A 23014-nucleotide genomic window follows, 5' to 3' on the forward strand; every position below is an offset into this window, starting at 1 on the left:
GCGTCACATGCAGGCCAATTCACGCCCGGAACGGTGACCGATGCATACCGCATCTGTCACTCTCATAACGCAAGGTAGGGCCTGTACAGAAAGGGATCTGAGATGCCGTCGATCACTCGGTTAGCGTCCCGCGCCACTGTCCTGGCGACCGCGTTCGGGGCCGCTGTCGCCCTCGCCAGCGGTCCGGCCTCGGCCTCGACCAGCATGAAGGGCTGGTCTCCTCAGTGCGACTGGGGGAAAGCGTGCATTCGCCTCGCGTCGGACGCGGGGCGCTGGTGGAACCTGAACAGCTGCGGCTACAACCCCATCAACGACCGCTACTCCTGGGCCAAGGCCCATGGCAATGCCTTCACCGTCACCTACGTGAACGGCACGTGGGACCGGGTCGAGGCGTGGACCGAACGGCCACTGGACGGCAACAACACGGTCATCAAGGTGGACGTGCACTGCTGAGGACGAAAGCGGGCCGAACTCAGGCCGAGCTCAGGTCACTGATTCCTGAGCAGTGCCTGTGAAACGCTGTCACTCAGCGGATGTGCGCACCGCGTTTCACAAGTGGTTTCGGGCGGTTCAGCGGTTCGGAACCGCTTGTGGAACGTATTTCACAAGGAACGGGCAGCAGCCTCCACCGAGCGGTGACAGCGCCGAAGGCCACGACGTACATGTTCGACACGGTGCCGGAAGCGCCTGATTGACGGCGGATGACGGCTGGGCCCGATCAGTGTGGGGTGATGTCGAGGGTTCCGTGGCACGTGCGGTGCTCTCGTCGCGCAGGGCCTGGAGCATGGTTCTCACGCCGGCCGAGGCGTCGGCGTCCGTGACCATCAAGGTTTCTCGTTCGAGAACGAGTGCGGGGTCCTCGACGCGCAGCCCCTTGGCGCCGTGCGGGACGCTGTCGGCGGCCACTCCGGGCAGGACGGAGACGCCCAGTCCCGCGGCGACGAGCCTCAGGCGCGTCTGCCGACCGCTCGCCTCGTGGGCCACACGCGAAGCCTCAAGGGTCGGCCAGGCGCGAACCGGGGAGGGCGCCCTCCCTGCTCCCACAGGCGCACGCTGAGCGCCAGGTGAGCCTTTCGCAGGCGAGCGATCGCCCGGGGCACCAGCGTGGCCGCCGCGGTCGGGTACGCGCCGACGGCCAGTCGGCCCGCGATACGGTCACGGAGTCCGGCGATCTCCCCCGCCGCCTCCACACGCGCGATCACGTGGCGCGCGTGTCGCAGCAGCGCCTCCCCTGCCTGCGTCGGGTCGTCGGACAGCGCCGCCTCGACCGTGGCGTGAGCTACGACGGATCCAGTAGTCCGGTACGCGTCACGCGTGAGCAACGGACGGACGAACGGGACACGTGGGCGTCGCCGACGGCAAACCCAAGCAGGCCCTCACTGTCCACCGCTCAGGAGCGTATGTGCGCCCTTGTCCAGCCCCGCAACAGGGCCTGGGACCTGTCCGGCCCGTCATGCAGTTCGTCGGCGTTCATACCTCACCCGCGAACATGGCCAAAATTGATTTAACGTTCAACCTGCTCTGGTGGCATGCTGCTCAAGGCGGCGCCAACCAGCGCCGACGCCAGGCCTAACGTCCCACCCACGTACAGGAGATGACCCGCCATGCCGCACACACAGACACAGACGCAGCCCCGACCTCATGCGCAGGCCCGGTCCCTGCCCCTCCGTCTCCATCACCACGCCTGGATCACCGACGACCAGGAAGCCAACCGCCGCTTCTACGAGGACGTGGTCGGCCTGCCTTTGGTGGCCACGTGGACCGAGCGCGAGGCGATGGCCGGCGTCGAGCGCGCCTACAGCCACACTCTCTACGGCCTGGCCGACGGCAGCGCGCTCGCCTTCTTCCAGTTCGCCGACCCCAAGGACCAGGAGGAATTCAGGACCAGTATCAACTCAACTCCCATGCGTCACATAGCCTTCAAGGTCGAGGCCGGTGCACAAGAAGCCATCCGCGAGCGCGTCGACGCAGTCGGCTCGGCGGACGCGAACCCCCATGTGATCGACCACGGCTTCTGCGTCTCGCTGTACGTCACGGACCCCAACGGGCTGATCCTGGAGTTCGCCGTCGACCACCCCGACGTGGAGAAGATCGAGGCCGAGCAGCGCACCACCGCACACACCGACCTCGCCCGTTGGCTCGCCGGAGACCACACCAGCAACAACCGCTGGCGCTGATCTGCACCCTGCGGCGCTGACCGGCGCCGCTCCGGCCCCAACTGCGAATGTTCGCCGAAGAGCACCGGGAGCTCGTCCACCGGGCCTACGACGCCGTCACCGGCCAAAGCAGCTCGCCCGCCTGCCCGCCACCGCTTTCCCTCGTACAACGCATGGTCAACGAGTTCCGGGCGGCGACCGCCATCCGCAAGCCCAGCCCCGGACGGACGACTCGCCCCGCCCCCAAGCCACATCCTGGCGGGCCGCCGAAGTCCGCCGGACCGCCACCAACCGCTCCCTCTGCGGCAGCCGCCTCCACCCACCCGTCGCCGCCGAAGTCCACGCTCGGTCCGGCCGTACCGGACGCGGTACCTCACGACGCCGTGCCCCCGGCACACCCGCCTGGGCCGTCGCGCCCCGCCGCGCCGCCTGCGCCCTCCCCACCGCCAGCAGCCGCTTCTCCTCCGGCTCACCCACCGACGACCGGCGCCACCACCCGCCTCCTGGCCGCGTGCACCGCCGCCCACACCCACCCCGACGGCCGCCTTGGACCCGCCAGGGACGATGGCCTGGACCTGGACCGGTCCGCCGACTGGCTCACCGAGGCGGACACCACCGCGGGCTGCCTGCGCGGGCGGCTCACCGAACGCGTCCGGCCGCTGCACCGGAGCAGCCTCGCCGGCACCGGGCCCCGTTCGGGCCGCCCGTCCTGAAGCCGGGTCCGGGTCCCGGTCCCCCGCCACCCGTCGCGGGTGTAGCTAGCCCCCCGGCCGAGAGGGGGGCGGAGTGGATGGTCCGGGGCGCTCCGGCGCGGCAGGGTTGCGCCTATGAACATGCACAAGTCCCTGCTCACGGCCCTGCTCGTCCCGCTCGGTGCCACCCTGGCCGTCGCCCCGGCCGCCTCCGCCGCCCCGGCCGCCGCATCGGTCTCCGCCGATGCCGCCGCGCCCGCTGGCCCGGAGGAGGCCGCGGCCGCCACGTTCCGCTCTCCCGAGGCGGCACTGGACCGGGTGGCCCACCCGCTGCGCACCACCGAGCCCCGCGGCGGCCTGGCCGACCTCCGCCCGTTCGGCCGGATGGTCGGCGACGCCCGGGTGGTGGGCCTGGGCGAGGCCACCCACAGCTCGCACGAGTTCTTCACCGTCAAGCACCGGGTTCTGCGGTATCTGGTCGAGGAGAAGGGCTTTCGGGCCTTCGCCCTCGAAGCCCCGTGGAGCACCGGACTGCGGTTCGACGCCTACCTCCTGCGCGGAGAGGGCGACTTGAAGCAGATCATGGACGAGGAGTTCCGGGGCGACTACCGGTGGTGGAACAACTCCGAGTACCGCGATCTGCTCCAGTGGATACGCGCGTACAACGTCAAGCACCCGAAGGACCCGGTCCGCTTCGTCGGCGACGACGGCGGGTTCGCCGGTGCCGCGCTGTACGACAAGGTGAGCGCCTACGCGGCCGCGGCCCGCCCCGAACTCGCCCCGGAGCTCACCGAGCTGTACCGGGGCCTGCGGCTCGCCACCGACGCCGAGACGTACGTCAGCGACTACCTGGCGAAGCCGTTGGCCGAACGCAAGAAGCTCGCCGAGCGGACGGGCCGGGCGGTGGACCTGCTCAAGCAGCGACCCGGCACGGGCGCCGACGCCGACGCGCACGCCTGGGCCCTCCAGCACGCCACCGCGATCCACCAGATGACCACGCTGTACGCCTTCGACTGGGACGACCCGAAGGACATCAGCGACGCCATGCTCCACCGCGACCGGATCATGGCGGAGAACATCGCCTGGTGGCAGCAGCGGACCGGCGACAAGATCCTGCTCTCCGCCCACAACAGCCACCTCGCCCTCAAGACGTACGTCCCCGGCCACTACCCGAAGGTCCAGGGCGGCTTCCTCCGCGAGCGGTTGGGCGTCGGCTACCTCAGTGTCGGCCTCACCTTCGACCGGGGTTCGTTCAACGCCTCCGGCCAGGACGGCGGCGCCCGCCGCTTCACCGTCGGCCCGGCCGCGCCCGGCACCGCCGAGCACACCCTCGACCGGGTACGGCACCGCGACTACGTGCTGGACCTGCGCAACGCCCCGGCGGCGGCCCGCGCCTGGCTCGCCGCGCCGCACACCGTCAAAAACATCGGCGCCACCTACCCCGGGATCGCGGACGCCCCCCAGATCCGACTCGCGGACTCGCACGACGTCCTGATCCACCTCCACCGGGTGGAGGCGGCCCGCATGCTCAAGTAGTGCCGGACCCGCGCGGCGCGGCGGCGGCGCGGTAGGTCAGCCGGTACAACGTCCTGCTCCCCCACCCGCGGCTTCCCTGCCCTCCCCGCGAAGGTACGGGAATCGATACGGCCCACGAGGCAGGCCGTAGGGGCTGCGGCCACGGGACCCGACGGACGGCAGGCCCGGACACCTCGGCTCCGGCAGCAGCGCGGCCATGCAGCGGCGGCGCGGTCCGGTCCAGGACTGGGAAGGGCACGGGCGCTGCCAGCCCGCGCGTCCGCCCGGCCGGACGCGAGCGGCTCGCGGGCTTGGGATCTCGGGCGTACGGTGGCCGCACACAGGCCTCAGCCCTGCCCGCCGCCTCCGTGAGACGTACGTACCGGTATGACCATGCGACACCACCGGCCCTCCGGTCGCGCCCGCACCACCCATCACCCCCGCGCGTACGCTCGCGGCCGCGCGGCGGATCAGGACGGCCCGGCGGAACGGCGCGGCCCGAGGAAAAGCGGGCCGTGAGCGGGCTGCTGGTGGTTGAGGAAGACGACGCCCTCGCGGCGGCGCTGCGCACGCTGCTCGCACAAGACGGCCACGACGTCGTACGGGCCCCAACGGACGCGAAGGCCTGCGCCTGCTGTTCGCCCGGCGGCCCGTCCTGCTGCTGCGGCCCGTCCGGATTCGGCAACCCGCACACCGGTGGCGTGCAGGTGACCGTGCGCATGCGCAACGCCGACGACCGGACCCCGCTGCCCGGCCACGGCCGGCTGCGCAACGCCCTCGCGCGGCTGCTCGTACGGGTGCAGGACATGGAGTTCACCGTGTCCAACACCCGGGCCCAACCGCACCGGCTCGGCGGGGCTGGGCGGCAACGGCCAGTTCATCCGTCTGCCGCCCTGGACCGCATCGCCGCCGCCGAACGCCACCCCTGGCAGCGCGGCGCCCTCCTGGAGGAATACGAACTGGGCCTCCACATGATCCTCAGCGATTACCAGGTGCGCCACATCGCCGACACCTGGGTCTCCCAGGAGGGCCTGCCGCGCCTTCGCCGCCTGCTGAGCCAGCGCACCCGGTGGGCGCAGGGCAACCTCCAGTGCGTGCGCTACGCCCCCCGCGTCATCGCCCCCGCCACTACCGGGGGCGCGGCGTCCTGGAGACCCTCTACACGTTCCTCCAGTCGGTCGCGCACCTGGTGTCACTGGTCGTCACAGGTGTTCTGCTCGGTCTGCTCCTGGCGGACGAGGACCGCGGCGCGGTGCTGGAACAGACAGCCGTCATATCTCTGCCGGCGGGGCTCGCCATCCTGTCGATCGGCCCATTCGTCCTCTGGGGGCCGGTCTACCGGCGTATGCGTGCCGCCGGCTGGTCCCGGCTGACCGGCCTGCTGTAGGGGCTGGCGCTGTGGCTGTACGCGTACCGCCTCTTCCCGGTCTCCGCCCGCGCCTTCGTACGGCTCCTGTGGGGCCGCACCGGCTGGGCCAGGACCCACCGCAACGCCGAACCGGTCACGGCCGGTACGGCCATGACCATCGAGCACTGCCCCCGACGAGCACCGGCACCCGCCCCGCGCAGCCACGGCCGGCCCCGGCGCCAGGGGCAGCCACGGCCGATACGGAGGAGCGACCGCATCCGGGGCCGACCCGATGGCCCGGACGATCCACATCCCGGTCACTGCCCCGCCCGTCGCTGTTCATCCCCGACCGCACAACGCACTCCCCGGCGCCCCGGTCTACCCAGGTGACCACGAGCATCACGGCACACCGACGTCCCGAAGGGTCACTTCCGTATGCGTACCAGCCGTCCCGCCGCCGCTGCTGCCACCTCTTTCGCGCTCGTTCTCAGCGCCGCCGCCCTCGCCACGTCGGCGCCGGCCGCCCGGGCAGCGTCCACCGCCACCGCTGTCGTCGTCCATGAGAACGCCAAAAAACTGCTGTACCGGGCTGCCCCCGGCCAGCACAACAAACTGTCCGTGGACGAAAAGATCGAGGCTTCCACGACCGCTACGAGATCGCCATCGACCCGAACGCGGCCGACGCGGACGAGTGCGCCTACCCCACGCCCGGGAATCACACCGCCGTACGCTGTGCCGTCAAGATCCCGGAGAACTCCGACGACTCCGACACCTACGCCATCGACCTCGGCGACCAGGACGACACCGCCACCCTCGGACCCGACAGCCAGGCCTGGGCCCGGGTCCACGGCGGCAAGGGCAACGACGTGCTCACCGCCTCCGCGGGCGCCATGCTCCACGGCGACGACGGCGACGACCACCTCGACGGCGGCGGCGGACCGTTCGGCTTCGGCTCCTACGGCGGCCCGGGCAACGACACCCTCACCAACTGCGGGCAGGACTGCTACGGCGAAGCGGGCAACGACACCCTGACCGGCACCGACGAGGACAACACCCTGCACGGTGACGACGGCGACGACATCCTGCACGGCAAGGGCAGCGCTGATGTCCTCTACGGCGGCAAGGGCAACGACAAGCTCTACGGCGAGGCGGGCAACGACACCCTGTGGGGCAACAGCGGCGACGACGTCCTGTGGGGCGGCCCGGGCACAGACAAGCTCTCCGGCGGGCCCGGCCGTAACGAAGTGCACCAGAACTGAGGTTGCGGGGGTAGCAGGACTGAGGGCAACGGGACTGGTGCACCAGGACCGAATTGAGACGCGTCGGGGGCGGAGGCATCAGGAGTGAGGGGCGGGTGCCCCGCGAAGCCCGGTACAGCCGGGAGCCCCGTACGGCGGGATCGGCCCGGCCAGGCCGGAACCGCGACTGCCCGGACAGCCCGTACAGGCCCTCGGCCCAACCAGGCGGCGCGGAACCAGGCCGGGCGCATACCCCGCATCGTTCCCGGCAACGCCGCAGACGCGGTGTCAGACGGCTCCGAGCGCGGTCATCATGCCGAGGCCGTCCGAGACAACCCAGTACTCCGTGAAACGGCCGTCCGCGACGCGGAAGATGTCCTGTCCGGCGAAGGAGACCCGGGTGCCGGCCGGGGCAGTGGCACCGGGAATCCCACCGCGGTACGTGCCATGGAAGGTCCAGTGCGCCGCCACCAGCGCATCGCCGACGACCGGACCGACGTCCAGGGTGACCTTGATGTCCTCGAAGTAGTCGTACGACTGGCGGACCTGGCCGACCATCCCCTGCGGACCGTGCACGTCGAAGGCGGGCCAGTGGCCGACGATGCCGGGAGCAAAGATCTCCTCGGCGGCGGAGAAATCTCCGTGCCACAGATCGCAGAGCCAACGGCGGTAGAGCGCAGCGACGGTATCCATGCCCCCATTTTGCGTACGTGTACGCAACGGGTCAATCACCCACCTCGGCCCGCGGTCGTCGTCAGGACGCCCACCAGCACGGCGAGGTCGTCGCCGAAGCGGTCCCGGCGGCCCGCGGACTGCCAGTACGGGCGCAGCGCGGCCACCGTGGGGTACTGGGCGGGGTCCGCCCCGGCAGGCACACTCACCTGGTACGGAGCGCGGTCCGCGGGGCCCTCGACGTGCTGGGTCAGGTCGCCCAGCAGGAAGTTCCAGACGATCCGGTTGGCGGTGGCCGCCTCCTGCAGCGACAGGCCGCAGGCCTGCCAGGCGGTGTAGAGCTCCTCCAGGAGCCACAGCACCGAGGGAGCCATCACATCGCCGCGTCTGAGCACGTCCACGATCCAGGGCCGGGCCGCCAGTTCGCCGTGCTGCCAGGTCAGCAGGGCCATAAGACGGGCGCGGGGCTCCTCGGGCAGCTCAGGCCGGGGCAGGTCGGCCACGATACGGTCCAGAAGCAGTACCAGGAGTTCATCCTTGTCCCGCACATGCCGGTAGATGCTCATAGGGGCGCTGCCCAGCGCCTCGGCGACCCGGCGCATCGTCAACGCCTGGCTGCCCTGCCTGGTGACGATGTCCAAGGCCGCCTCGATGACACGCTCCCGGGACAGCCGGGCCGGCCGCCCACGGCGCACCGCTCCCCCACCCGACCCCGTACCTGCTGCGCTGTGCTCCTCACTCACGGCACGCAGTCTGGCACCACCGGGACACCGGCCCGCAGGCCGGACGACGGCCGCACCACACGCTCCAACGATCGCGGCGCCCGCACCAGGCCCTGGAGGCGACCCCGCCCACCGAAAAGCCCTCCGAACCCGCAGCCGACACCACTACCCACAACCAGCACCGTGCGGCAACGTGACATCGCCAGTCCACGCCCGTCAGATCTACGGGAACGTGCCCACAGTTCATCCCCGCCCCTCGGCCACCTCAAACACGCCTGGTTGCGCGCAACGCTTGCGAGAGCGCGTCAACAGTCACGCTCACTACGGCCAGGAGCTGCGCCGGGCTCGCCCCGGCTCTGCTCATGACGGCGAGAGACTGGTTCACGGCCGCCGCGTGTTCAGCGAAGGCATCGGCGTCCCGGTCGGTCAATCGCCCGGCCTTCAGCGCGGCGCGCAGGCGCGAACGCTGGCAGCCGAGTGCCTTCTTGGCGTGCGCCGCGACGGCCGGGCTCAGCACCGGAATCGCCATGGCGGACTGGGCAATCAGGCATCCATCGGGCAGTTCAGGGTCGGCGATGCGCTTAAGGGTCACGTCGAAGAACGCACGAACAGCCGCCAGGGGTTCCGATGCTGCACACGACAGGGCGGCGTCGTACTTGTCGCCGTAGCGCGCGGCGTAGCGATCCAGGCAGCGCAGGAAGAGCGTGTCCTTGGCGCCGAGCGAGGAGTAGATGGAGCTGCGGTTCAGGCCGGTCGCCCGTGACAGGTCGTCCACTGAAGTGTCGGCGTAGCCGGCGCGCCAGAACTGAATCATCGCGGCGTCCAGTGCCGCGTCCATGTCGAACTGCTTCTTGCCTGCCACGTGGCACTTCCTTGCCGGTGTGTCGATGTCCATGGGCCGTGCTCACGCCATTCTATCTTGAACTGAATAGTTCAAGATCTGCTATGTTGCAGACATGATCACGACCGCGGACCCCGCCTCAATCCGGGGAAGTGCCACACGCACGCCGCCTGATCCCTGCCGCCACCGCCGATGTCCTCACCTACGCCATCGTCATGACTGGCGGGATTCCGACCCTTCCACTCTGCGACCTGGGGGCTTGGCATGCTCGTGGCTGGTTCACTGTCCGACGCGATCGGACGCCACCCCGTCCTGGCGCGTACCGCGGGACCTCAGCGGCACGGCAAACGGTCTCATCACCGCGCCGACGACGTCGTCGATCATGGAGTTCGTGGCCGGCCGCAAGTCCGCAGCGGCAGCGGGCTTTGCCTGGCTGGCCGACTCGCCGAGACCGCAGGGCCGAGGCCGCATTGGCGACCCCCGTCCGCCGCCAGGCACGCTCCCGCGGCCCGGGCCAGCCCCACTTGTTCGCCGCCAGCGGCATGCTTGTGGCCCGACCCTTGAGCGTGGACAGATGCTCCCCGTCGCTGTCGCTGCCCTCGACGTTTCTCCGGGTGCGACCTGTGTTGTACCCAACCTGGCCGTCATCGGCGCGGGCATCGGCACCGTCTTCGCCGGGCCAGTTGTCGGAATCGTCACGGGCCACGGCCTTGGCGTCACGAACACACTGAGCGAATGCTGAGCGAATCCGGCAACCGCGCCGAGCTCAGCGCGACGTACTTCCTGTTCGCCTAATCCGGCCTCGTCGGCCCCCTCCCCCTGCTGAGCGTCCTCGACCAGACAACCGGTACCCGGATCACCGCACTCGCGGGCCTGCCCGGCCCGGAGACGTAGCACTGAACCAGCAAACCCCGCACCAAAATGGAGAATCCCCGTGACTGACCCTGCAACCACTACTCAGCATGTCTCCGAAGCCAACCCTGCCCGCGACCTGCCCCTGCACGACCTGGACGGGTTCACCCACCGCTGGGTCGACGCAGACGGAATCCGCCTTCACGCCGTTGAAGGCGGCCAACCGGCAGGCCCGACTGTTGTCCTGCTCGCCGGGTTCCCGCAGACCTGGCAGGCCTGGCGAAAGGTCATGCCTCGTCTCGCTGACCAGTTCCGCGTCATCGCGATCGACCTGCCCGGCCAAGGCCACTCCGAGCGCCCGGAGCGCAGCTACGACACCCACACGGTCGCCGCCCACGTCCACGCCGCCGTGCAAGCACTCGGAGTGTCGGCATACTGGCTGGCCGCCCACGACATCGGTGCCTGGGTCGCCTTCTCCCTCGCCCTCAACTACGAGAACCAACTGCACGGGGTCGCCCTGCTCGACGCTGGAATCCCCGGCATCACCCTTCCGGAAACGATTCCCACCGACCCGGCCCGGGCGTGGAAGACCTGGCATTTCGCGTTCCACCTCGTGCCCGACCTGCCTGAGACCCTCCTCGCCGACCGCGAACGGGACTACGTCGGCTGGTTCCTGAAAACGAAGGCCCTCTCTCCCGACGCGTTCGACGACACCGACCTCGACCACTACGCAGCGGCCCTCGCCGCCGACGGCGGCCTCCAAGCCTCCCTCGCCTACTACCGAGACGCCGCCGAGTCGGCACGCAAGAACCACCAGGCGCTCAACCGGCACCGCCTGGCCGTGCCCATCCTCGGATTCTCCAGCAGCCACGGCTCCATCCCGGACATGGCTGCCTCCATCAGCCCATGGGCCGACAACACCACCGGAGCCGTCGTGCCTGACGCCGGACACTTCATCCCCGATGAGCAGCCCGAAGCCGTCGCTGCCGCTCTAGCCGGCTTCATCACCGGCCGCGACTGACGCCACTCAGACCTGCCCAGCACGCACCCACCCAGGCGCACGGCCGCCAGGACGCCCTCGTCCTGGCGGCCCTCCGGGCAGTAACAGCCGTCCTGACGCTGACGGGACGCCGACCGCCCGTCCTGAACTGCCCGGCCCATGGCAATGCCTGTCCCGGATGCGCCTGCCGCTACGGCGAGCCCATAGCCACTGGCCCTTCAGCAGCCCCAGCCCTGCTCCGGTTGGCGCGAATCTGCGCCCTTCGCGCAGGCCCGGTTCCGGCATGACGGGTAGTCAGCCTACGATGTGATTCTGCGGTTCCAGGAAGGTCTGGCCTGGCTGACACCAGGGCTGATTCGGCCGTGGGGAGAAGTGTGGCCGCGTTGGCTGCCGTACGTCCATAGACGTCCGGTTCCGGTGCGCGCTGCGGTGATCCCGGCAGCATTCGGCACGCAGCCATTCGGCGTCCCAAGACGCAACGCCGGTCATGCCTTCTGGCGGTGGAACGCACAGCGGAACCCGGCCCTCGCTGCCGTCTTCGCGCTCACTGGCGTACGGCTGAAGGTCGCGCGCTTGCTTCCTGGCAGCAGGCAGCCGCTGCTCGTCCGTCTCCCGGCGGTTCAAGTCAACGGTGCTCCGGGCAGCGATGCCAGCCTGCTCAGCATTCCGTCAACGCGGACCGTACCAGCCAGGTACCGAACAGGCACAGGTCACGTACGTGACCCCACTGCCGTTCGCAGGTTCTTGGCACAGCAGGTTCTCGGCACAACGGATGGCTCGTCCGGCCTGTGGCGAGAGGCCCGTGCCCTCATCCACCCGCCGCCTGGTGGAGCGCCAGCCCTCACTCGCCGATACGCCCCGGCCCGAGTGACGCAGTGACAAGGGGCCGGTACGACACTTGAGAGCGTCACCACGATCAGGCAGGCAAGCGCGACCAGGCCCGTCTCCGTCCACAGCGCTGCCGGGAACATGCACAACCCCATGCTTTTCAGCACCTGCCACAGACGCCGTCGTTGTCACCGTACGACCAGGAACTGCCGCCCGACGCGGCAAATGGCGGGCCCGCCCTCCTACCTCTCCTGCCTCCAGCAGAAGCTGCGGCCCGTGCAGAAGAACGTCGCACCGGAACAGCGGGTGCCGTCCAACCCCCGGCCAGCGAGTAACCGGCCGATGCTGAACGCCACCATTCACACTCTCCTTCACCTGCTTGTCGAGCTCGGAGAAAGAGGTGCAGATACGTGATGCCTTCCGGCCGGGCCTGCCGGACGCCTTCCGCCACACGCATCAGGAACGGGTTGCGGTCGCACAGTCGTTGTTGCCCGCCGTCGTCGTTCCGTCGCTCGTGTCGATCGGCTTGCTGCGGTCGTACGGATCGACCTGGTGGGCTGTGTCGGCGGACTGCTTTTCGGCCGTGCCGAAGGGCGGTTCGAAGTAGCCCGTGGGGCCGGCGCAGCCTCCGTTGGTCATGTCGAGCGCGTACGAGACGAGGGACAGCGTGCCGGGTTCGGTGATGACCTTGGCCGGGTTGTCCCAGCTCATCACTACCTTGCGCCGCACGATCGTACGGATGACCTCGGCGTCCGGCCCGGCGTTGCCCGCTGCCTGGGTGACCGGGTACACGAAGGTGACGTCCGCTGTCACCTCGACCGCCCCCCGTTTGCCCTCGCGGTACGTGAGCCGACCGCGTGTCTTGACGACATCACCGACCAGCCGGGCCCGCTCCGGCCGGAAGCGGCTGAACAACCGCAGCGGGTCGGCCTCGGGAGTCGCCGCCGACGACAGGGCGCTGCGGAGATACTCCTGGACGTCCTTCTGGTGCGGGTTCAGCAGCGCGATCGCCTTTGTGGGCCGTTCGCCGCGCAGCACGCGGGAGTCGAGCCCCGCGGCCACCATGAATTCCCGGCTCTGCTGGAGGGCCTGCTCGACCTGGGCGGCGTCCATCCAGCCGGTCGCCTTGGCCTCCGGTACCGCGATCCCGGCTGCTCCGTCGGCCCAGCGAGCGGCGGGCGAACCTCGGAAAGGTTCGGCCAGGGTGGGGCGGAGAGCGGGCTCCGCGCCGGGCGCCTGCCGCGGGCTTTGGGACTCCGCGGCCAACGGTTTCCCGTCCTGCCCGCCCTCGTCGCCGAGCCAGCCGACGAGCTGCTGCGGGAAGAGCGCCACGGCCAGGAGAGCCACGGCCGCCAGTCCCGCCACGTACCAACCTGTCTTACGCCGGGGCCGTCCCGGCGAGTACGAACGCCACCCCTCCGGCTGCCCGGGACGCTCCCGCAGCCGTCGCCCCACCTCACGGGCGCGCGCCGACGGCTCCACGGGAGCCCCGGGCGCCCCTGCCACCGACTCGCGGAGGAACCGTTCCCACTCCTCGTCGGACACGGACGAACCGCCCTGTCCCCCAGCCCCGCTCACAACGCACTCCCGTTTTCGCTCGATCGCTCGGCATCTGATGGCGCGAGCCGCAGATCGCCTGATCAGCGGCTCGGCTGCGCGCCGAACCATCCACCACAATGGACGCATGATCGCATAAGCAGGGGGCTGGGCCGACGACAGCCGCCGGACACCGGTGACGGCAGTCGTTCGTCTTCGCACGCGATCCGCCGATCCACGACCGTACTGTCGATGTTCAGTGCGATGCGGCGAAGGTCAGGCGCTCGGGTACGCAACGCCGGACGGCGAGCTGCCTGCGTACGCCATCGCCGCGAGTTTCCTCGCCGCGCACAACTGCGGACTGCGCACCTGGCCGCGTTCGGGAGCCGGCGAAAATGCCGCGTCCTTCGAGGACCGCTCGCTTGACCTCATGCACCGCACCTGGGGTGAGATGGGTGAGACGCTCGTGGTCGTGGCTAGGGTCTCAGTCGCCAGGGGCCACCGGCTCGGGAGCGGCGTCGAGCGCATCGAGCACTGCGTCGCCGTGCGCCCTCGCCCACTCGGTCAGCACGTGGATCGGATCGATCAGCGTCGCCCCGAGCGCAGTCAGCTCGTACTCGACGCGGGGCGGCGCCTCGGCGTAAACGTGACGGCGGATGAGCCCATGCGCCTCAAGCCGTCGGAGCGTCTGGGTGAGCACCTTGCGTGAGATGCCGCCGATCAGCTCGATCAGCCGGCCATGGCGCACCGGGCCCTTGCTGAGGCCGTAGAGCACGACCACCGTCCACTTGTCGGCGATCAACTCAACCGCCAGACGCGCTGGACAGTCGGCCAGAAAGGGATCACCGGGACCGAAACCGCTCATGGCGCCAAAGGTACCTGGCGGTTCCTGTCGGATACATAGCCTGGTTTCTCCTCCCTTTTCGAAGCCAGGAGAGTCATGCGAGTCATTACCCAGCAGACCCTCGGCGGTCCCGAGGTGCTCACCATCGTGGACGCGCCCGAGCCCCAGCCCCTGCCCACCGAGGTTCTCGTCCGCGTCAAGGCGATCGGGTTGAACCCGCTGGAGGCGCGCCTGCGCGCCGGTGAGTTCCCACTCATCGGCCGGCCGCCATTCGTACTCGGCTGGGACATCAGCGGCGTGGTCGGCGAGGCGCCGCAGACGTGGCGGTTCAGGCCCGGCGACGAAGTGTTCGGGATGCCGCTGTTCCCGCGAGCGGCAGGCGCGTACGCCGAGGTCGTGTCGGCTCCGGCGTTGCACCTCGTACGCAAGCCGACGTCACTTTCGCACGTCGAGGCGGCGGCGCTGCCGATCGTCGGGCTGACGGCGTGGCAAGGCCTCGTCGACCTCGCCGGCGTGACCGAGGGCGACCGCGTCTTGGTCCACGGCGGTGGCGGCGGGGTCGGCCACGTTGCGATCCAGACAGCAAAAGCGCGCGGCGCGCATGTGGTGGCGACTGCCAGCGGGAGCAAACGGGAGTTCGTCGAGGGGTGTGGCGCCGACGAGGTGATCGACTACACGGCGGTGGACTTCACCGAGGCGGTCCACGACATCGATGTCGTGCTCGACACGATCGGCGGTGACACCGCCGAGCGGTCGCTCGACGTGCTCCGCCCAGGCGGACACCTGGTGACGGCGGTTGTCGAGGAGGACGCGAAGCTCGCCGCCGAGTACGAGGCGGCCGGCATGCGCTTCAGCGGCATCGCGGTCGATCCTGATCCGGTCGCCCTGCGAGGTCTCGTCGGACTCGTCGAGCAAGGTCGGCTCCGGGTCCAGGTACAGGAGACGTTCCCTTTCGAGCGCGTCGCCGACGCGCACCGGCTGCTCGACGGTGGTCACCTCCAAGGCAAGCTCGTGCTCACCGTCTGATCTCGTCGTGGGGCCTCGCGTGAGTGAGGTGCCACTCAGGTCGGTTCGGTGGTGGTGCTGGAGGTGAAGGGGGTACTGGCTGCGGCGCGGCGGTGCATGTGGCCCCGGCCGGCCTGGGCGACTTCCTCGTTGCCGATGCATCTGAGGAGGCCCTGACGGTGGTCCTCAGCACCGTACGACGAGCGGGGTGGCTGCGCGAAGCTTTCGGCGCAGAGCGCCGCGAGCGCCTGGAGGAGATACAGCGTGTGTACGGTCCGGGCAGCGCGCAAGCCTCGCACGGCCGGTACTTGGTCGTGGGCCAGAAGCCGGTGAGCAGCCGGGAACAGGTAGCGGGGCCGGACAGGGGTTTCCTCGTCTTGCTCCGCTGTCCTCAGGCGCCAGTCCGCGAGTACCTCGCACGCCGATTCCCGCACCCGCGCTCCCATAGCCGGTATGGCCCGGTTCCGCCTCGTTGCGGGGATGCAAGTCCTGCACCACTGCAGGCCCCGACCCCTGGCGCGGAAGGGTGCAGGGTGACGATTCCAACGGGCGAGCCTCCCCTGTCAGCTCAGGGCTCCCCCGCCATTCGATGCGCGGCCTCTACAACTCGAAGTCCAAGTGGATCACGTCGTTGATCTGTACTTCCTGCAGGGAGCCGGCGCGGCGGCCGTCATCCTGGAAGTACACCTCCTTGAGGGCTTCGGCAGTCAGCTCGCGCAGTCGGTCGTCGCCGGCGCCCTGCTGCTGGGCGTCGAAGAGGCGGGCGGCGTGTTGGGGCGGCAGTGCGACGGTGAGGTGGCGGATGCGGTCCTGGTCCGTCGTTCCGATCGGCGCGGTGTAGCCGAGGCGGGCGTGGACGTCGACGACGATGCCGTCCGTCGTCGCCGCCTTCTGTCGTGCCTTGGCCCGGATCTGTGGCTGCCATCGGGACTTCACCTCACGCTCCAGGCGCGCGGCGAGGTTAGGGCGGGGTTTTCTGATCTGGTCCTTGACGTACCGCTCCACGGTGCGCTGGGAGATCCGCAGCATTCGGGCGACCGCCTTGGTACCCCCCAACTGCCTGACCAGGTACCGCATTTGCGCGCCGGCCGACTTCGGCGCCGGGCGGGTGAAGGCTTTCTGCACCGCGGCGTCCAGGCCGTCTCCGAACAGGCTCATCGCCCTCCCCTACTCCCCATGGTCGACGTCGGTGACGGTGCCGTCCTTGATGTACCGGGCGAGGTTGAGCGCCGGGGCGTCGAACTGTTCCCGTACGCCCTCGCCCCACAGCGTGCTCTGGGTGCCCTCATGCTTGACCAGGCCAGGGTTGACTCCGAGCTTGAAGCCGCCAGGCAGCGGCTTGCCCTCCCGGTACGGCAGGAAGTCCAGCGGGCCGGTGCCGTCGACCGCGTACACGACACAGTCGGAGAGGATCGCGACCGGGTACTGGCCCGTGAACGCCGCGTGCTTGACGAGTTTGCGGTGCAGGTTGATCCGTGTACGGGAGATGACGGCCGCGCGGATGTCGGGACGCCAGGTCGGCCGGGCGAGGGCGCGCCACGGCTCGCCGGGGCGCCAGCCCTCGCCGCGCGGGCGCTCGCGCAGCTTGCCGAGGCCGCCCTTGACCGTCGCCTTGATCGCGGACGCCACGATCGCCATCTGCGGGTCGCGGCTGCGGTAGCCGTCCATCGCCGCCAGGAAGTCGGCCGGCGCCAGGTTCTGGTCGACGCCGAGGTCGGCCATGGTGGCGAGGTAGGCATCGCGCAGCCGGGTGTACCATCTGTCCAGGTAGCGGCCGCTCTCGTACCGTACGTACGCCTCGATGGGGCGCACGTCGTAGCCGAGTTCCACCGCGTAGGCGACGGTCGGCGTCGCGTACCAGGCCGGGCCCTCGGGGCGCTCGCCCTTCGGCGTGAACGGGCTGGGCAGCAGGTCACCGTCAAGCTGCGCCCACGTGTCCTTGGCGACCTTCACCCGGGACAGGTCGATGTGCGACAGGTCGACCAGCCACGAACCAGGCAGCTTCGCATCGAACACGGGGTTCTTGACGTGGGTCGGAGCGCCGAGGCCGACGATCAGGCCGTTGGCTCCGGCAGCGAACGCCATGTTGACGTCCAGGCCCACGAGGCTGCGACGCAGGCACTCGGCGTCAGTCATCGGCCGCGCCCAGTCGTACGCCTCCTCGAACAGCTTCTCCGCCGGGCCGCGGACGTGGAAGCGCGGCAGGTCCTTGAGCAGGGGGTGACCGTCCGGCGCTTCGCATGGCGCGCAGTCCACCGGTTCCGTGCCCAGCGAGCCGGGGTTGTACTCGGAATGCCGCTTGCCGTCGGCATCCGGCTCGGAGGCGCGGGTCGGCGGGTGCAACGCGGTCATCAGCTCCAGACCCGTGACTGCGGTGGAGCCGCGCGGGGTCATCACCCGGGAGGCGTACGTGCCCAGCAGGCGCGCGAGTTCCGCCGGCGCAAGCTGCCCGGCAGGGCCCCAGTGGCGGGTGTCGAGGGCGTTCCAGGACGGGATGCACACCTGCACGCAGGCACGCTCCGAGCCTTGCGCCGGGCGGTAGATGCGCGCCCACGGCCCGAACCCGCGCTTGGTCAACTGCCACTGCGCGCGAGCCAGTTGCTTGATGACCTTGTGGCTCTCCGGGATCCGACCGGCCACCCGCCCCTCCTCGGAAAGGGTTACGGGCAGGCCGTAACGCTCCAGTGCGGCCTCGGTGAGCACGAGCAGCGGATCAGCCGGCTTGCCCGGGCCGGACAGCTTCGGCTGCCCGAGCCTGGCTTCCTTGAGGGTCCAGTCCACCAGGGCCGGGAGAGACTTGGCAGGCACGTCCAGGACCAGGCCACCGGTGCAGTACGCCAGCACCTTCCCGTCCTCGACGTCGACGACCGCGAGCGGCCCGTTCTCGAAACGTGGGTCGGCGCCATCTGCCGGGGGGTTGGCCGCAGCCGCTTTCTTCGCGACCGGTCGGCGTGAGGTCGAGGACGACTTGGCAGTACGGGCCAGGCGCGGCGCGGCCGCCAGAGGGGCGGCGGCGGGAGTGGGGCTGTTCCGGGGGGCCTTGGATGCCGCGACGTCCGCAGTCTCGGGCGCCGGTCCCGTGTCCGAGGTCCGCGCTTCCGTCGAGGCGGATGGACCGGTGCCGGTGTCCGGCACCGCAGCGTCCTGGAGCGGGGCGGTCGCGTCAGCCGGGGCGACCGTGTCAGCCGTGTCGGCCGGGGCCGGGTAGAGCTCCGCGAGCCTGTCGAGCAGTCGGGCGTACGCCTCGCGTTCCGGGCCGCGCGGCTCGGTCGGCTTCTTGGCCGACTCCCAGGCCGACACCGTCGCCCGCCGCACCTTCAGCGCGCCGGCCACGTCGTCCAACGTCAGGCCGTGGGCTTGGCGCAACCGCTTGCGCTCCTCCGCCGACGGCAGCGGAGCGCGGGACGCCACCAGCGCGTCGACCGCATCGAACAACTCGGACATGGGACACCTCCTGATCGACACCCTATCCGACGAAGCGTACGGGTCGCGTTCATTTACCGTACGGATGGCGTACGGAGTGCGTACGGGTAGCTGGAGTGAGCCCTGCGGCGTATTCGGCGGGGCTGCTGGAGAGAACGAGTGCCTTCCCCGGAGGGCAGGGCCCGATTGATCACATCCGGGACGGCAGGTCGCTGGTGAGGGGCCCGGCGCTCGCTGCTCGACGAGGCTGAGCATGAGGCGTACCAGCAGCATGGTCCTGCCTGCGCGGGGATCACCGAGCGGAACCAGGCGGCCGCCGGCATCCGGCTGAGTACCTCGATGAGTGCATTGCCGCTTACAGCCAGTTCCTGTGGGCCCCTGCCCAGGGATCAAGATCGGCCCGCCACGAAACGACATACGGATCGTTCAGCCGACGCGTCCCCCCTCCTTCTCACCCCGCACGCGACGCCTGACGGCGTTGGGGTTGTGGAGCCGGACGCAGGCCAAGCTTGAGTTCAAGCGCGTCGAGCGCGGCGGATCAGCCAGGACACGACGAAATACAGTGCGGTGACAACCGCCCAGGCCGCCAGAAACTGGAGCGCGAGACGCCTCTCCCCCTCACTCCAGACAATGGCGGTCACGCCCGGACCACCGACCCACCACAAAAACACGAGTATTCCGAAGAGTGCCGCAGCCAGTTCACCGAGACCCTCCTTGACCCAGCTCAGCACGTTCGGCACTCCTCGGGATGAGACGCATGGGCGATCAACGTCTTAGCTTAGCCAGAGTATTTGCGCCCCCCACCGGCGGACCAGGCTCGTGAGGTACCCGCCCGTTGTCCACCGTCGCCGCCTGGTGGAGCTGACGGTGACCAAGCCAGGGGGCAGTCGTTCACCCTCCGATAGGGCGCGTGTCGAAGCCAGTCGCGAGCATGGGGTGTTGTCAGGTCGCTGAGCCACATTGCCCTCTCCTCCGGCCGTTCGACAGTCATCGGCCTCCAGGGGTCCGTAACCTGCATCCGCGCCTTCCGCTCGGCAGCGGTCGCCCCCGAGCTCGACCAGGTGCTGCACCGCTCCGCCCTCACCATGGTCTGTCGCGCGTCTGGTCGGCCTTGACCGGGCCGTCCCACCTTCGTCCCGTTCAGCCACCAGAATGCGCCGTTCTGCATCAAAGGTTCTGTTCCGTCCGGGTCACGACCGCAGGCATGGCGATTCCGGGCAGGCAGCAGTCGAGGAACGTGCGCATCTGCGCCTGGGCCGTACCGGGGGTGCGGTGGCCGGCCATTCCGGCCCATGCGCTGATCAGCAGCTCGGCGACGGCCTCGGGTTGTACGTGTGCCTGGAGCTCGCCTTCCCTCTCGGCGGCGTGCAGCGGTCGGGCGACCGTAGCTCGCCAGGCGGGCCAGGGTGAAGGCCAGCCGTCGTGGTTGTCGGCGAGTGCGGCCAGGTACGGTGCGGCCCGGACTTTCGGGTCGGTGTCGAGGCGCTGGGCCATCAGTAGCGTGAGGTCGCTCCAGTACTGCAGGGCCGGGCCGCGGCGCGGGGGCAGACCTTCCAGGAGGTCGAGGCCGAGCAGCGCGTGGGCGATGCCTTCTTTGCTGCGGAAGTGGAAGTACACCGCTCCCGCGGCGACGCCCGCCCGCGCGGTGATCTGCGAAATGGACGCTCCGCCGTAGCCGCGCTCGATGATGACCTCGGCGGCTGTGGTCAGGATGGTGTGCCGTGTGGTGACTGCCCGGTCCTGCACGATGTCCCCCGTCCTAGCGAATACTTCACTTTAGTTGAACAGTGGAGCACCCCGGGACGGGGAAGCGCGAATCCATGCCCGTACCCGCCGTCATGAGCCAGCATGATTCTGGCCGCTCGCCTGCCACTGCCATTGTGTCGAGACGGCTCCACCGGTTCCAAACCCAGGCAGCGCGCTATGGGTTTTGTAGGCATTCCGCGCAGATGTTGCTTCTTCGTCGACCTTGCCGCGAGTTCAAGGCATGGGCGACCCATGGGTTGTAGTTGTCGATGACCTTGTTCGTGACATCGAGCAGCACGTGGTCGAAGTGCGTGGGCGGCGCCGCGTGGACCCGGGGTGCGGCCTGCGCCAAGGTGGCGAGGGCGCCGAGCGGGCCCGCGGCAGTGGCGCCGACGACGAGTGAACCGCCGATCGGACGGCGTCTGGTGATACGGGTGTCGCCCACCGTGGTTGGAAGGGTAGGCGGGGCGAGGGTGGGCGGCGCGGCCCACTCGGGATGTGAAATCGCCGCTGACTACCTCTCACGATCCATGTCAGCGAGTCCAGTCCCGACGCGCGCTCCAGCGGTCCCAGCGTCTTGTGCGCACCCCGTGTCACCACGACCCTGGTGCGGTGGCCCGCCTTCGCATGCCTCACACGGTGCCAGAAGCGCGGCCGGGCCGTGCCCGCCGAACGAGAGGACGGTTCGCTCGTGTCATTACCAAACAGTCCCTATGTCGGCCCCTCGTTCTTGGCGGTGGCCAACCCCGGGTTCGAGCAGGGCAGGGAGGGGTGGGAGTGGGGTGACGGCACCGGTGTCGCCACCGGCCACCCGCATACCGGGCGCTCCCACGCCCACCTGGACGCCGGACGGGGGCGGCAGGTGAGGCAGGTGGTGACCGCGGCCGGGAAGGGCATGTACGACGTGTCCGCGTGGATCGCCGCGGGCGGGCCGCGTAGCGCGTTTCTCGTGCGGGTCAACGGCGCGCCGGCCGGTCAAGTCGACGTCGCGGAGCGCTCCTTCTACTCACGCCACACCGTTTCACGGGTCGCCCTGAGGGAGGGGGACCGGATGGAGATCGTGTTCACTTCCGGTGACGGTGACGCCTGGGTCGACGTCGACGACGTCATGCTGTCCCCCGCGGCTCCGGCCGATCCTCGGGTCACTTCCTCGGATCCCGTGCTGGTGGAGATGTTCGAGTGGGCCAAGCGCAAGGCCAACAGTTGGGTTCATGTGGCCGGTACCGTCGGGCCTCTCAACGTGGACGAGAGGCACCCCGGCGGGACCGGGTCCGCAGCCTATGCGCCGTCGTACTGGGCCGGCTACGCGCACCGGAGCGGCTACTACGCGCGCGACACCGCGCACCAGGTTGTCGGAGCCCAGATCCTGGGGCTGAGCGAAGAGAACAAGACCATGCTGGGGTCTTTCGCTGCCTCGGCGGTCGCCGCACACGCGTACTACCCCGTGTGGTCGTTCAACTTCGACGCCCGGACGTATCTGAGCATCGACTACCGCGGCGTCGACTCGTTCGTACGCGAGGTACCGGCGCCCTTCGAACTGGTGGAAAAGGCGGAACAGGCCTACCGGTGGAGCGGCGACGCCTTCTATGTCGACGATGCCATGTGGGACTTCTGCCGTCATGCCACCACGGAATTCGTCGAGGAGCACGACCGGCTCAAACCCAACGGCGTCGCCGAGGGTACGGGGCAAGGCATTTTCGAAGGGTCGGCCAGCTACAACGAGAGCGGCGGCGAGCAACTGGTGGAGGCCGGCGACGCGTTCGCCTCGCAGTATCGGGCCTACCTGGCCGCCTCTGCCCTCGCTTCGGCCCGCGGTGAGGAGGAGCAGGCGGCCCGGTACGCCGGCCTGGCCGCGGAACTGCGCAGGTACTTCCATCATGGCTGGGTCGCGAACCAGGGAGCCGCGATGACACGTGCCTACTCCCTCTCCGGTGACCCATTGTCCGGATGGGGCAGGGAGAACAGCTGGTTCATGCCCATGAAGCGCCTGCTGCTGCCCGGACCGCGTAACGACGCCTACCTCGACTACATCGACGAGATGGCCGAAGGTGTGGGTAAGCCGGTGAACATCGAGGCCATCACGTACCTGCCCGACACCTTCTTCGCCAACGACCGCGACCGGCAGGCGTGGAAGTGGATGCGTTATGTCTACGATCACCGCAACGACCGGCACCCCGTTGCCGCGCAGGGAATCAACGGTGACTACCCGGAGGTCGCGTTCACCCTCGTCTCACAGACCGTCGAGGGGCTGATGGGTTTCCGCCCGGACGCCCCGCGCAGCAGGGTGACCACCCGCTCGCACCTGCCCCGTGGCGTCGACTGGGTACGGATCGACCGGGTCCCCGTCGGCGATGCCTACTTCGACGTGCGGCACGACGGCACCCATCGGTCCACGCTCACCAACGGCACGTCAAGGGTGTATGCATGGCAAGCGCGCTTCCCTGGTGACCATCACGCCGTCAGGACCGACGGCAGGCCGTACGAGATCGAGCGGAGGACCATTCACGGGAAGGTGCATACCTGCGTGAACGTCTGGGTGCCGCCGGGCGAGACCGCGGTCGTCGACATCGTCCGTGCATGACCCGCTCACCTCCAG

The 23014-nt window shown here is 69.6% G+C and carries 20 protein-coding genes; 8 read left to right on the plus strand and 12 right to left on the minus strand.

The genetic code is table 11. From position 1 onward, the window contains the following. Nucleotides 1-102 precede the first annotated feature (102 nt). Nucleotides 103-453: a hypothetical protein gene (locus tag EJG53_RS00690; RefSeq protein ID WP_125042915.1), complete on the plus strand. Its 351-nt coding sequence runs from the start codon at nt 103-105 to the stop codon at nt 451-453. 117 nt (nt 454-570) lie between these two features. Here the strand turns inward: EJG53_RS00690 and EJG53_RS43755 are convergent, their stop codons facing one another. Beyond that, entirely contained in the window at nt 571-1044 is a 474-nt protein-coding gene (locus EJG53_RS43755; RefSeq protein ID WP_371858651.1) for a LysR substrate-binding domain-containing protein, read from the minus strand. A gap of 560 nt (nt 1045-1604) precedes the next feature. Between EJG53_RS43755 and EJG53_RS00700 the strand changes: the two genes are divergently transcribed. The 4 genes from EJG53_RS00700 to EJG53_RS41995 all read left to right on the plus strand — a co-directional run bounded on the left by EJG53_RS00700 (nt 1605) and on the right by EJG53_RS41995 (nt 6970). Next, a complete protein-coding gene (locus tag EJG53_RS00700; RefSeq protein ID WP_125042917.1) occupies nt 1605-2177 on the plus strand; it encodes a VOC family protein in 573 nt (190 codons plus the stop codon). 806 nt (nt 2178-2983) lie between these two features. Then, a complete protein-coding gene (locus EJG53_RS00710; protein ID WP_244954904.1) occupies nt 2984-4384 on the plus strand; it encodes an erythromycin esterase family protein in 1401 nt (466 codons plus the stop codon). A gap of 494 nt (nt 4385-4878) precedes the next feature. Continuing rightward, complete coding sequence (locus EJG53_RS00715; protein WP_154806350.1) at nt 4879-5736, plus strand: glycosyltransferase family 2 protein; 858 nt, start codon at nt 4879-4881, stop codon at nt 5734-5736. An 841-nt stretch (nt 5737-6577) separates the two neighbouring features. Then, the gene (locus EJG53_RS41995) at nt 6578-6970 is read left to right on the plus strand and encodes a calcium-binding protein (RefSeq protein WP_244954905.1); all 393 of its coding nucleotides are present in this window, start codon (nt 6578-6580) and stop codon (nt 6968-6970) included. A 267-nt stretch (nt 6971-7237) separates the two neighbouring features. Here the strand turns inward: EJG53_RS41995 and EJG53_RS00725 are convergent, their stop codons facing one another. The 3 genes from EJG53_RS00725 to EJG53_RS00735 form a co-directional block, all read right to left on the minus strand. Then, entirely contained in the window at nt 7238-7642 is a 405-nt protein-coding gene (locus EJG53_RS00725) for an ester cyclase (RefSeq protein ID WP_125042921.1), read from the minus strand. Between the two features lie 35 nt (nt 7643-7677). After that, nucleotides 7678-8364, minus strand: a complete 687-nt coding sequence (locus EJG53_RS00730) for a TetR/AcrR family transcriptional regulator (RefSeq protein WP_125042923.1) — start codon at nt 8362-8364, stop codon at nt 7678-7680. Between the two features lie 244 nt (nt 8365-8608). Beyond that, on the minus strand, nt 8609-9205 hold the full coding sequence (locus tag EJG53_RS00735; protein WP_125042925.1) for a TetR/AcrR family transcriptional regulator: 597 nt from the start codon (nt 9203-9205) through the stop codon (nt 8609-8611). Nucleotides 9206-10118: 913 nt separating this feature from the next. Between EJG53_RS00735 and EJG53_RS00740 the strand changes: the two genes are divergently transcribed. After that, nucleotides 10119-11057 (plus strand): alpha/beta fold hydrolase, encoded by a 939-nt coding sequence (locus tag EJG53_RS00740; RefSeq protein ID WP_125042927.1) that lies wholly within the window; start codon nt 10119-10121, stop codon nt 11055-11057. Nucleotides 11058-12320: 1263 nt separating this feature from the next. On the opposite strand, the gene EJG53_RS00750 is transcribed toward EJG53_RS00740, so the two are convergent. Both EJG53_RS00750 and EJG53_RS00760 read right to left on the minus strand, forming a co-directional pair. Then, nucleotides 12321-13409 carry a hypothetical protein gene (locus EJG53_RS00750; protein WP_125042931.1) on the minus strand — a complete coding sequence of 363 codons (1089 nt, stop codon included), beginning with the start codon at nt 13407-13409 and terminating at the stop codon, nt 12321-12323. A 475-nt stretch (nt 13410-13884) separates the two neighbouring features. Further along, entirely contained in the window at nt 13885-14265 is a 381-nt protein-coding gene (locus tag EJG53_RS00760) for a winged helix-turn-helix transcriptional regulator (protein ID WP_125042933.1), read from the minus strand. Between the two features lie 75 nt (nt 14266-14340). Here EJG53_RS00760 and EJG53_RS00765 point away from each other — a divergent pair, with 75 nt between their 5' ends. Further along, complete coding sequence (locus tag EJG53_RS00765) at nt 14341-15270, plus strand: NADP-dependent oxidoreductase (protein WP_125042935.1); 930 nt, start codon at nt 14341-14343, stop codon at nt 15268-15270. A 35-nt stretch (nt 15271-15305) separates the two neighbouring features. Here EJG53_RS00765 and EJG53_RS00770 read toward each other — a convergent pair whose 3' ends face one another. The 6 genes from EJG53_RS00770 to EJG53_RS00795 all read right to left on the minus strand — a co-directional run bounded on the left by EJG53_RS00770 (nt 15306) and on the right by EJG53_RS00795 (nt 20863). Further along, nucleotides 15306-15539 carry a hypothetical protein gene (locus EJG53_RS00770; protein WP_125042937.1) on the minus strand — a complete coding sequence of 78 codons (234 nt, stop codon included), beginning with the start codon at nt 15537-15539 and terminating at the stop codon, nt 15306-15308. A gap of 310 nt (nt 15540-15849) precedes the next feature. Then, entirely contained in the window at nt 15850-16407 is a 558-nt protein-coding gene (gene tpg, locus EJG53_RS00775; RefSeq protein ID WP_125042939.1) for a telomere-protecting terminal protein Tpg, read from the minus strand. Nucleotides 16408-16416: 9 nt separating this feature from the next. Continuing rightward, nucleotides 16417-18693, minus strand: a complete 2277-nt coding sequence (tap, locus tag EJG53_RS00780) for a telomere-associated protein Tap (protein ID WP_125042941.1) — start codon at nt 18691-18693, stop codon at nt 16417-16419. Nucleotides 18694-19187: 494 nt separating this feature from the next. Beyond that, nucleotides 19188-19403, minus strand: a complete 216-nt coding sequence (locus EJG53_RS00785; RefSeq protein ID WP_125042943.1) for a hypothetical protein — start codon at nt 19401-19403, stop codon at nt 19188-19190. A gap of 436 nt (nt 19404-19839) precedes the next feature. After that, the gene (locus EJG53_RS00790) at nt 19840-20418 is read right to left on the minus strand and encodes a TetR/AcrR family transcriptional regulator (protein ID WP_167515002.1); all 579 of its coding nucleotides are present in this window, start codon (nt 20416-20418) and stop codon (nt 19840-19842) included. 175 nt (nt 20419-20593) lie between these two features. Next, nucleotides 20594-20863, minus strand: a complete 270-nt coding sequence (locus EJG53_RS00795; protein WP_125042947.1) for a hypothetical protein — start codon at nt 20861-20863, stop codon at nt 20594-20596. Between the two features lie 291 nt (nt 20864-21154). On the opposite strand from EJG53_RS00795, the gene EJG53_RS00800 reads away from it, so the two are divergent. Then, nucleotides 21155-22999 (plus strand): hypothetical protein, encoded by a 1845-nt coding sequence (locus EJG53_RS00800; RefSeq protein WP_244954906.1) that lies wholly within the window; start codon nt 21155-21157, stop codon nt 22997-22999. Nucleotides 23000-23014: the final 15 nt, after the last annotated feature.

It is taken from the genome of Streptomyces chrestomyceticus JCM 4735 (genome assembly GCF_003865135.1).
Taxonomy (GTDB): Bacteria; Actinomycetota; Actinomycetes; order Streptomycetales; family Streptomycetaceae; genus Streptomyces; species Streptomyces chrestomyceticus.